The organism is Chryseobacterium sp. HMWF035 (assembly GCF_003094695.1).
GTDB classification, from domain to species: domain Bacteria; phylum Bacteroidota; class Bacteroidia; order Flavobacteriales; family Weeksellaceae; genus Chryseobacterium; species Chryseobacterium gambrini.
Map to the genome: position 1 here is coordinate 1 of NZ_QEHP01000061.1, position 10,339 is coordinate 10,339.

Annotated in this window: 5 protein-coding genes; all 5 read right to left on the reverse strand. The window is 34.0% G+C overall.

Annotation, left to right across the window (positions count from 1 at the left end; translation table 11 throughout):
* Positions 1-273, reverse strand: a 273-nt coding sequence (locus DD829_RS10605) for a hypothetical protein (RefSeq protein WP_133240942.1), incomplete at its 3' end; no start/stop codon positions are given.
* The gene (locus DD829_RS10610; RefSeq protein ID WP_228408167.1) at positions 270-6,866 is read right to left on the reverse strand and encodes an RHS repeat-associated core domain-containing protein; all 6,597 of its coding nucleotides are present in this window, start codon (positions 6,864-6,866) and stop codon (positions 270-272) included. The genes DD829_RS10610 and DD829_RS10605, both read right to left, overlap by 4 nt.
* A gap of 38 nt (positions 6,867-6,904) precedes the next feature.
* Positions 6,905-7,378 (reverse strand): hypothetical protein, encoded by a 474-nt coding sequence (locus DD829_RS10615; RefSeq protein ID WP_108409586.1) that lies wholly within the window; start codon positions 7,376-7,378, stop codon positions 6,905-6,907.
* Positions 7,379-7,384: 6 nt separating this feature from the next.
* On the reverse strand, positions 7,385-8,266 hold the full coding sequence (locus DD829_RS10620; protein ID WP_108409585.1) for a cell wall anchor protein: 882 nt from the start codon (positions 8,264-8,266) through the stop codon (positions 7,385-7,387).
* Positions 8,267-8,517: 251 nt separating this feature from the next.
* Positions 8,518-10,236, reverse strand: coding sequence for a helix-turn-helix domain-containing protein (locus tag DD829_RS10625; protein WP_108409202.1), 1,719 nt, complete (start codon positions 10,234-10,236; stop codon positions 8,518-8,520).
* Positions 10,237-10,339 lie beyond the last annotated feature (103 nt).

Genomic DNA, 10,339 nt, shown 5'->3' on the forward strand with positions numbered 1-10,339 from the left:
ATATTTATTTTCTTGATCTTTATTAATTTCTGCATAAACAGTGATAGGAAAATCGCTTTCTCTTGTACCAAATGTTGATGGTGAAAGAGGATAATTTTTGTCTCCGAAAGCAAGTGTATTTGGGATTAAAAATACTAAATCATTATTGGTATTATTCTCAAAATGTAAATTGATATGCTTTTTATTAGACTTATAATTTAATATAAAGTCCATTTTATTTTTTTCTTTACATGAAATAAATAAAAGGAAAATCATTAAAAGATTTTTTTTCATTTTAATGTACTTTTTATATAATTGTTAAAAATGGGAGTAATCTTATTTATTAAGCCTTTCATACCTACATCTTTCAAAACAGCATCATCTAGGTTCATTACATTCAAATTTAATTTAGTCCAATTTCTAAATTTCACGTATGCTTCTTCCCATTTTGCTGTAAAATGTTCATGGACAAAATGCTTTTTATTAACACCATCTAAAGTATACTGATCAAAAAGATAAGCATTATTTAAAATGGAGTGAAAAATCTCATGTCCCATTGTTAGATCTAACTGTTCTAAACTTACAAACGTTCCTTTAGGAAGCCAGATTCTTTGCCAAACCAGTTTACCTTTATGAGTAAGACTTTCTGTCACTCCCCAAGCTTGTCCTCTAGGACCATCTAATAAACCAGAACTACTATCAAAAGTATAACCTTTTGCAATTAAATTTTTACTCAAATCACTGGTTTCATCTACTATTTGCCAACTACCATCAATAAATTGATTTTTATAACGAGGAGTATTTGCTACATCTTTTACTGTATTAATATTAAATTCAGCTTTTGTAGTTCCATTCAATGTATTATCATCACTCACCAACATTTCGCTAATTCTATATTGGTATGAGTTACTTAATTTGTTGACAACCCAGCTAATTCCACTTACGATTCCAGCAGTAGCAGCACCAAAGATAGCTCCTCGATACATTCCTGTGAAAAAATTCTCTTTATTAAATAAAGCATCCACACCTCCGGAAATAGCACCATTCATACTACCAACAATAACAGCTCCTTGAAAGCCACTGGCAGACATTCCTCCGGTTAAGCCTCCTGTTGCAGCTCCGGTGATGGCTCCTATCAATAAGCTTCTGGCAAAGCCACCCCAAGACCAAGTGTTATTAACCAAAGATTTCAAGATATACATTCCGGCAGCTACAAGTGTTCCCACCACAGCTCCCGCCACCCATGATGCTACCAGTACACCAAATAAAGGTACTAAGCATTCTCCACTCGGATCATTAAACATCAGTGGATTATTCATCACATACCCGTACTTATTATAGTTTTGGGTGTTGTAAGGATCTTGGATATTTTCATCAGCATTCAGGAATCTTCTTAAAAGTGGATCATATAATCTACCATTCATGTGAATGATACCTACTTCTGCAAAATGCTCATGACTGGTGTAGCCTCTGTCTATTAGTAGCGAAGCATTGTCGATAATATTCTTATCGGTAATAATCGCTCCGTTTGCTATTTGAAGATGAGTAAAATTACCCCAAGCATCAAAATGTCTCTGCTCTAATTTGTTTCCTGCTTCATCACTGATCGCTAAAATACTTCCTATATAATCTTTATGTAAGAACTTATAAGATCCATTTGTTTCGCCAAAGTTCTTTAAATATACAATATTTGATTCATAAGGTGTTCCCCCAATATATAAAATATGTTTTTCCTTTCCGGTAGTATTGTCTTTCAATACTTCAAAACTTCCGTCTTCACTGTAGAATTTAGTGAATTTTCCATCTCCATCAATACTGAAATTACCTCCGTATGTTACTCTTTGCCTCATGCTTGTTAATCCATACTGGAAAGCAACATCTCCTTTCATTCCGTCAATGAAAACAGGATCGTTGTTTTCATTATAAGCAATGCTTTGAATTAAGTCATTGTTATAGTTTTGAGTTCCTGCTGCATTCAGAGTCATTCCTGTCGGCTGGTAGATCTTGGCAGGGTTTTCATACTTCATCGTTCCCACCTGATCGTTTTCCATTATCCTTCCTTTGATGTCATAAACATTTCGGTTGGAAGATGGTTTAATTCCTGTTACCGGATTTGTCCAATTGATTAGTCTATTATTATCGTCATAATCGAATGATTCTACGATATTAAAATCTCCTCCTGTTGTTCTGTTTTTCAATTCATTCTTTATAGCATCGAATGAATAAGAAAGCTGCAAAATACTTGGCTTAACATCTGATGAATGATTAACATTTGTTAAGAATCCATTGGTATCATAGATATTGTTAACTTCTACCGCACCCAATTTAGCTTTTAGTACCTGACCTTTAGCATTAGTTTCTTTAAGTTCCCACAGAATTTTACCGGAGTTTTTATCTTTTACCTGATACAACTCACCATTCCATGCGCTGTAGACATTCTCAATCTGTACCTTAGTAAGAACACCGGAAGAATATAATTGTTTTTCGTAAGAAATTACCCTAGCTTTATCATCATAAGTAATTCCTTTTCTTATATAATACTTACCATTACTGCTTTCTGATGAAGATAATAATCTTCCTTGTGGATCATACGAAACATTTGAGCTAAAATATTTTCCTTTAGATGTTCCTCCTTTAGAAATTACCCTACCTTTGTTGTCATAAGTATAAGCAATCGTCTTATTGGTTGCCTGACCGCCATCAGTAGTAGAAAGTTCCTTTTGAGAAACCAACTGTCTCAAATTGTTATAGGTGTATTCTTTAGTGCCTTTCGGGCTGATAATTTTTTTAGCTTGTCCGAATGGATCATATTCGTATTTATACAGTCCATTAGAGGGGTCGTTGAATTCTGATTTTCTTCCCCAAGAATCATATTTTGTGATGACAATATTTTCTGCATATTGTGCTTTGATCTGTTCTCCTGCTGCATTGTAAGAGAATTGGATCGTTCCGCCTTTATCTGTGCTGGAAATTACATTATTCAGGGCATCAGTTGTTTTTGAGGTAGTTCTTCCATAGCCATTCAACTCTTTTACCGTTGTCGTTAAACCGGAAACAGAGGTTTCCATTTTTTTCCCGTTGAAAGCGGTAACTGTCCCTTTAGCCGGATATACGGAATCATCATACACAATCGTATTCCATTGACTGGCAGTTTGCCCTTCAAAATAAGGCTCGGAATCTTTGATTTTTCTACCTAAAACATCATACTGCGTGTCTTTGGAAATAAATTGACCTTGCCCAAAAGCTTTAGTGGACGATTTGTAATCTTGTCCCAGCTTATTTGTATATTTTTTGGAGATATCACCATCAGCATCATTTTGAGTAATAATAATGTTGGAGTTATTATCTCTTTCATACTGATAGGTAGTTGTCCCCTCCAAATTTGTTTTAGATTTTAAAAGCTTCCCCCAACCGTCATAGGTGTTGATGAGCTTATTGTCCAACGGATCTGTCTGTGTAAGAATTTGCCCCCTGTCATTATACGTATAGCTAGTTACTAAGCCTAAATTATCCGTATTTCTTTCAACAAATCTTCCTGTAGGTTCATATCTAGAGATACTGGTTTGGGTTTGGGAATCGATACTGTTGCTGAAGATTTTTTGGATGATGTTTCCAAAGCCGTCATAAGTATAGGTTTCCTGTAAGTATTCTGTATTATCTCTGTTCCATGTTTTTAGGTTTTTCAACAGATTATTTTCATAAACATATTCTTCTTTAGCAGATTTAGCATCTCCATACGCTTGATTTACAGTAGTTTTAGATTTTGGTCGACCAATATAATAATTAGAACCTATACCTGCCGGATTATGAATGTATTCAAAAGTGGTATTTATCGTTGAAAAATTATTGTTGACATTAAGCTGGGTTGAAGCTGGTAAATAGTAATTGTCATAAGTCACCGATTTTGTTAGTATAATGCTTTTTAAGAAATCCTTTTCAAGAATTGTCTCCGGAAGAATAACATCAACTTTATTCGGCAGTTGTTGGATAGAATAATTATTCTGTTTAAATGATAATAATTGTATATTATTAACTGATAAATCTGTTGGGAAAACCAGATTTTCATCGGTTGTTCTTATAGTCCATTCTTTTACAGGCTGACCAAATTTTTGAGCGTCTGTTTCCACTCCACTCCAAATTTTTGTATTTTCCATACCATCTGCATACCATGAGGAACGAGCCATTTGTTGATATCCAATACTTCCTCGACCTTGTAGATGCCCAGTCATTCCTCTATATCTGAAATCCTGCTTTCTTCCCACTTGTTGAAGTTGAGAAACTACGAATGTCTGATCTACCCTTTCTAAAGAAAAATAAGGGTAGAACTCTTTTTTAGTTTTCTTGTAGACATTATTTCCAGAGGAAGGTACAGCTTCAGTATAGGAAATTCCAGTGATAATACTTCCATTTCCTTGATTAATAGACTTAATTCTTGCTAATTCAGAAAGCGGAGTTGGTGCTTTTATTCTATGTAAATGCTGTTTCCAATATAAAAATACATTATAATAGTTATTATTTGCTTTTATGGGGTTAGTAAGAGGAGTAAACAATGTTAAATCGTCAATATCCTGTACCGCATATGTAGGACTTGAAAATGATGGAGCAGCTACAAAATTAAGTGTTCCATCAGATGCAGATCCATTTGCTAATCTTGTGCTTATAACATATCCGAAATCCCTTTGCCCTTGTGCACTGAAATTATTGATTTGATTATATGAAAATATCTGAATAACATCCGATTTACCATCTTTATTCATATCTGCTACAGAAAAGAAATATTGTCTGGCAAATTGAACATAACTATTATTTGCTTGTGTCTGACGTTTTCTATATGAAAAGAACTCAACTTTCAGAAAATTGGTAAAACCTGTACCAGTTCCTATATAAAATCTCCAGTTATCTGGCTTTCCAATAGCATTATCTGTAACCGGAATAGTAAAATCCAGTTTTCCGTCCCCATTAAAATCCCCAAATAATACAGGAAATTCAGGATCTTTTGTCTCAACTAAATTATTTGTAAATCTAATTTTTTTAAGATATTGATTCGGAGCTGTTTTTACGAACTCTAATACAGTATAAGATGAATTAGAAACGTTAATAATTTCAACTTTACCATCTCCATCTATATCCATATATTGCTGGCTTTGGTAAGAACTTTCATTTACACCAAAATCATTACTAAAGGTTGATATAGGATTATCAACATTCTTTAGATCAATTATAAAATTTCCTACTTCGGAATTATAGCATTGGGTTCCTATAGGAAGTTTACTTTCATCTTCAACTGGTTCTAATCCTATATCTGGTCCACCAGAAATATAACATTCTCTTTTGGTTAAAGTCAAAAATATATCTTCAATTCCATCTCCATTAAGATCTCCATTTTTAAGCTTTGTTGTAATACTACATAAAGCAGCGTCTGGATTACAGTCTTTTTGATATACAAATTTGTTGAAAACTTTTACAAAAGCATTGTTTCTAAAAATATATCCACATATATATCCATCTTCATACTGTACAATTCCATTACCATTATATACCTGTCCTTCTTCGTCTAATAAAGTACCAACTACTTTAGCTTCAGAATTAAAATATTTATTTGTTGTAATTGTCGTGAATGTATCGTTATTAAATGCTCCTAACTTAACAGTGCCATTCGACATAACAAAATCGATATAGGAATCTCCATTGAAATCTCCTGTCAGCCTTACACCGCTAAAAGGGTCGCTATTGGATAAATAATCCAAGTCTACCGAAGAAGGTACTGGTAGAGGATACTCAAATGTTATTGGGTTGGCAGCAACTCCTTCAGAATTATATTCTGTAATTTTATTGACAAACTGGTAGCTTGTACCATTGTTGCCATATTCAATAGTATATTTTTTATAAGGATTGTAGTTCGTTTTCACGATAATATGATCCAATATCCTGTCTTGAATCAATGAAACTCCACTAACATAATATTGCTCGGACAGAGTTCTAGGCAAATAATTAAATGTAACCTCATTGATTAAAGGGGTATTTAATACTTCGTTCCCCCCCCATTTAATACTGGAAACAGAAGACACATTTTTAGATGCAGTCTGTACATAGTTATAAGCAATATAATTTCCCTGAGCATCTCGCCATTTAACAATATTATATTCTACGGGTGTTCTGGCTAAACTTGCTCCCGAAGTAGTACCACCATACCAAGCCTGCGAGCCATCCTCAAAAGTCACTTCCCAGTATTCGGGACCTTGCCATACCTGTCCTGTGATCGCACCAATTGATTTTATTTTGATATTTGAATACTTCTCCGTAACATATTCTGCTCCATCTTTACCATATTCTCCTGATTTTAAAATCAATCGTTGTCCGTTAAAACTATAATAGTCTGAATAATCTAACTTTACATTGGTTAATTCTCCGTCTTTTTCTATATTTTTTCCACTTCTGGAGATGGTCGTGATTCCCGAGATTGTCCAGCCAAAACCAGTAATTCCATTTCCGGAATTACTCAGATAGATTAAGCTCATATTGGGAGAAACATTTTTAATACCTTGAGGCAGATCAATCGGCAGGGTAAATTGCAGCTGCCCAGCTCCACTCACTTCAATATTTCCTTTAGTATCATGAAAGCTTCGCCCCGAAGGAGCAGTTGTTCCAGATGGATTATTTGCCCCTGCTCCTGAATCTACAGGACCTCCGCCCGGATTTTCCGTTGCAGAACCAATCTTAGCTACAAAAGGATTCGAGACATTTCCTGATGCGTGAAATCCCTGAGCCAATACAACCGTCTGCGGATCCTGCACCGTTCGGGTCGTGCTTTCTGCCTGATACAGTATGGTCTGCGAAAAGCCCATGACTGAACATAAGGACAGTATAAATGATGAAAATAATTTCATTTTCATTGTTGTTAATAATTATATTTTGTTAAAAGTTTTTATCGCTTTGTAATGTTTCTGCTGAAAACCCTTCCGTCTTTCAATGTGAAGTTCAATACATAAACTCCCCAATCATAACCGGTCATATTGATTTTCAACTGTCTGTTTAGACTCGGAATATTTTGTTGCTGGAATTTCCAGTGAACTGTACTGTGTTGGTAAAGTGAAACAGATTCAATAAGTCCGTCAACTTCTTCCGTCCAGTCAATGGTAAGATAATCGTTAACCGGAACCGGATATAATCTGATCTGCTTCCAGAAAGCTTTTTCATCCATTACAGGATCTTGTTTCACAGAAGTTACTGTTTTGATTTCTTCCACTTTCTTCATTTCTTCGGGCGCTGTTTTACCTGCTGAATTAGTTCCTCTGTATCTTTGGTTTCCAGCTTCGTCATACTTGAAATAAACTTCTGTCTGAGAAAAACCGAAGAAACCTATCATTAAAGAAAAAAGGAAAAGTATTTTTCTTTTCATCTGTGGTTATTTTTTTGTTGATAATAATTCCTGAACTTGTTTTTTAAGTTCTTTAATGTCTTCAGATTGAGATCTCAAAGCTTTATTTTCTTCCTGAAGTTGTTTTATCTGCTTATTTTGTTCGATTGAATAAAGTGTTAATTCTTCAATTTTTTCAAGAAGTTTAGCATCCATTTCTCCAAGGTTAATTCCGTCTTTTTCTACCTCAGAAGTCGAAGGAATATTTGGAAGATGTCCTTTTTCTTCGATGTGTTTTTCCACTTCTTCCAATGTTCTAAGCTTATAATCCTTTTTAAATACGTAATCTGCCCAACCGTTAGCTGCAGGATTTTCTACTTTTATTTGCTCAGCTTTTATACCTTTTCTTACATAAAAAATATAATTAGGATCATTATCATATTGATCTGTTCCTACTGTTACTTTTCCCGTATTAAATACTACTAAGCTGTTTTTATGAACAACATCAGAAAATCTGATTCTTGTAATTCCAGAAGAATTTGGTGTACTGGTGTCTGTATTTGGATCTTCAGAATTATTGTTTCCCATCATAAACTCTAAGTTTCTCATTGCTCTTGTCTTTACCACGAAATCTCCTTGCTGGGCCCAAGGTGCAGCACAACCGGGACATTGTACACTTACTAACTCCAATCTTGCTCCGGCTGGTGTTCCTGCAGCGCTTTGATTTCCGATTACCACACCATTTACATAAGGACCTCCAAAAATCCTCATTCTTTCTGTATTATTTGTTTTAAATACAACATCCTGATCATCAATACTGCCTATAAAATTGTTGTTAGATACTGTTCCTGTATTTCCTGTTAGACCCCAAGATTGAGCAAAAGATAATGATGAAACAAAAATCGCTATCGAAATTAATTTTATTTTCATAAACGTTAAAATATGTTAAATTAAAAGTTACAAAATTAAATATTATATTTCACAACAAAAAGAGTTTTAATAACATTTAATATGACCTTTATCACTTTTTAGGGACTTTTTGTTGCTTAAATCACCCTTATAACAAAATTGACTCATTCTGATGACAAAACTTGTAGCCTTATTTTCAAATATTAAATTCTAAAAAATCAAAACAAGAAAAATAAAGCAATGTAAAACTTAGCTAATATTTTTTATAAAGATTAGGAATAACTATCCAGCTCTTCCTTTCTCTTTTTAATAAAATCTGTAGGGCGAATTCCGTTAATTTCGTAAAAAAGATCTGAAAAATTCTGTCGGGAAGCGATTCCGCATTCTTTTGCGAGGGTTTCGATGCTGTACTTTAAGTATTTTTTATCCTCAAAAAGCAGATTGGTGATGTAATTGATTCTGAGTTCGCTTAAATATTTATTGAAATTCGCTTTTTTATATTCATTAATAACCTGAGAAAGATAGTTGGAATTAGTACCCAGTTGGGCGGCTAATTTGCTAATTGTTAATCCTTTTTGTGTAAACCCCTTTTTATCTTCAAACGTTTTAAGCTTTTTCAGAAGTTCTTCTACCTTATTTTCTGTAATCGTAAGCTTTTTTTCTTCGATCTGCGGAACAAGTTCTTTCGTTTCGTCCATCTCTTCTTTCTGATGGTTTGCCGTGAACTTCTCTTCTACCAAAATATATTTTTTCTGAATTTCTTTGGATTTTTTATGCCTTCTCGTCAGCAGAACAACCAGACCGATTGCCCAGATAATTAACACAATGATAATAATAGTCCCGAGATAATTTATTTTCTGAAGTTTATTTTTTTCGTCCAGTAAAGTATCGGTATCGTAATCTTTATGAATTTTCGGGGACAGATAAATAAAATCTCTAGACATAATACTGTCTGCACGAAGCAACTGGCTTGTGTAGTAGAGCTGGTTCTTCTCGTTTTTCTCTTTTTTGGAATAATCGATCAGGATTTCATAATTTTCCCTCAGTTCCGGAAGGATAAACTGATGTTTCTGAAAAATGGAATCAATCTTTTTAAAATATATAATAGATTGTTTGGTCTTTTTAAGATCGGAATAAGTTTTCCCGATGTAGAAATAACTTACCGAAAGCCTTGCAAAATCACGGCTTTCTCTGATCACGGGCAGAGACTGATTAAAGTCTTTTAATGCTTCCTTGAATTGATTTCTCTTGTATTCTGAAATACCCTTCGACAAAAGGAAATATCCTTTTTCCAGAGCATATTCCGGATTATCTCCTATCTCCGTAAGTCCGGTCTGTATAGCAGCATCCACTTCTTCTTGTTTCCCAAGATGCCTGTTGCAGATAATAAGCTGGTGAAGACTGTTGAGATAGCCTTTCTTATTGTTATAAATTTCATTAGGATGAAGTTTGGTGATGGATTTCGCCTTTTCCCTGTAATAGACAAGGCATTTCGTAAAGACCTGTGAAGCATCTTCGTAATAGCCGAGATAGCTTTTTACCACTCCGATATGATACAGATTCTGATATTTTAGATATTGATTTCTGGTATTTCTTGAATATTTATAAGCTTCAAGATATTCATTAAGAGCAAGTTGAAATTTTTTATAGTGGTAATAATAAATAACACCTTTATCAATATGGGCAACAATTTTAAGATCATCCTCATTCGTCTGATTGGCTGCCCAGATCATGCTGTCTGCATACTTCAGCTTATTTTCGTTTAAGGAAGAAAAAAATACAGCATCTTTATATCCCTGAACCAGCTTTCCGTAATTCTTTTCCTTTTTCGCTAAATTGATGTATGGCTTTATAAAAGGAAATGCCTTCATATCATTTTCCGGAAAATCTTCATATTTCAGCCTGAATTTATAATAATCGCTGTACCCTTCCTGCGAGAAGACTAAATTAAAAATTCCGACAAAAAGAATAAAAAATAATTTTTTTTTCACCCTGTTAAATAATCCTATGTGTAAACTCCGTCAAAAGTACAGAAAATAGATCATTTTTTATCAAAGAATATGGAATTAAAATGTGGTATAGAATTATTTCTAC

What these genes read in the sequence shown, in the direction of transcription:
- DD829_RS10610 (WP_228408167.1), bottom strand. Translation starts at nt 6,866, where the DNA reads ATGAAATTATTTTCATCATTTATACTGTCCTTATGTTCAGTCATGGGC.
- DD829_RS10615 (WP_108409586.1), bottom strand. Translation starts at nt 7,378, where the DNA reads ATGAAAAGAAAAATACTTTTCCTTTTTTCTTTAATGATAGGTTTCTTC.
- DD829_RS10620 (WP_108409585.1), bottom strand. Translation starts at nt 8,266, where the DNA reads ATGAAAATAAAATTAATTTCGATAGCGATTTTTGTTTCATCATTATCT.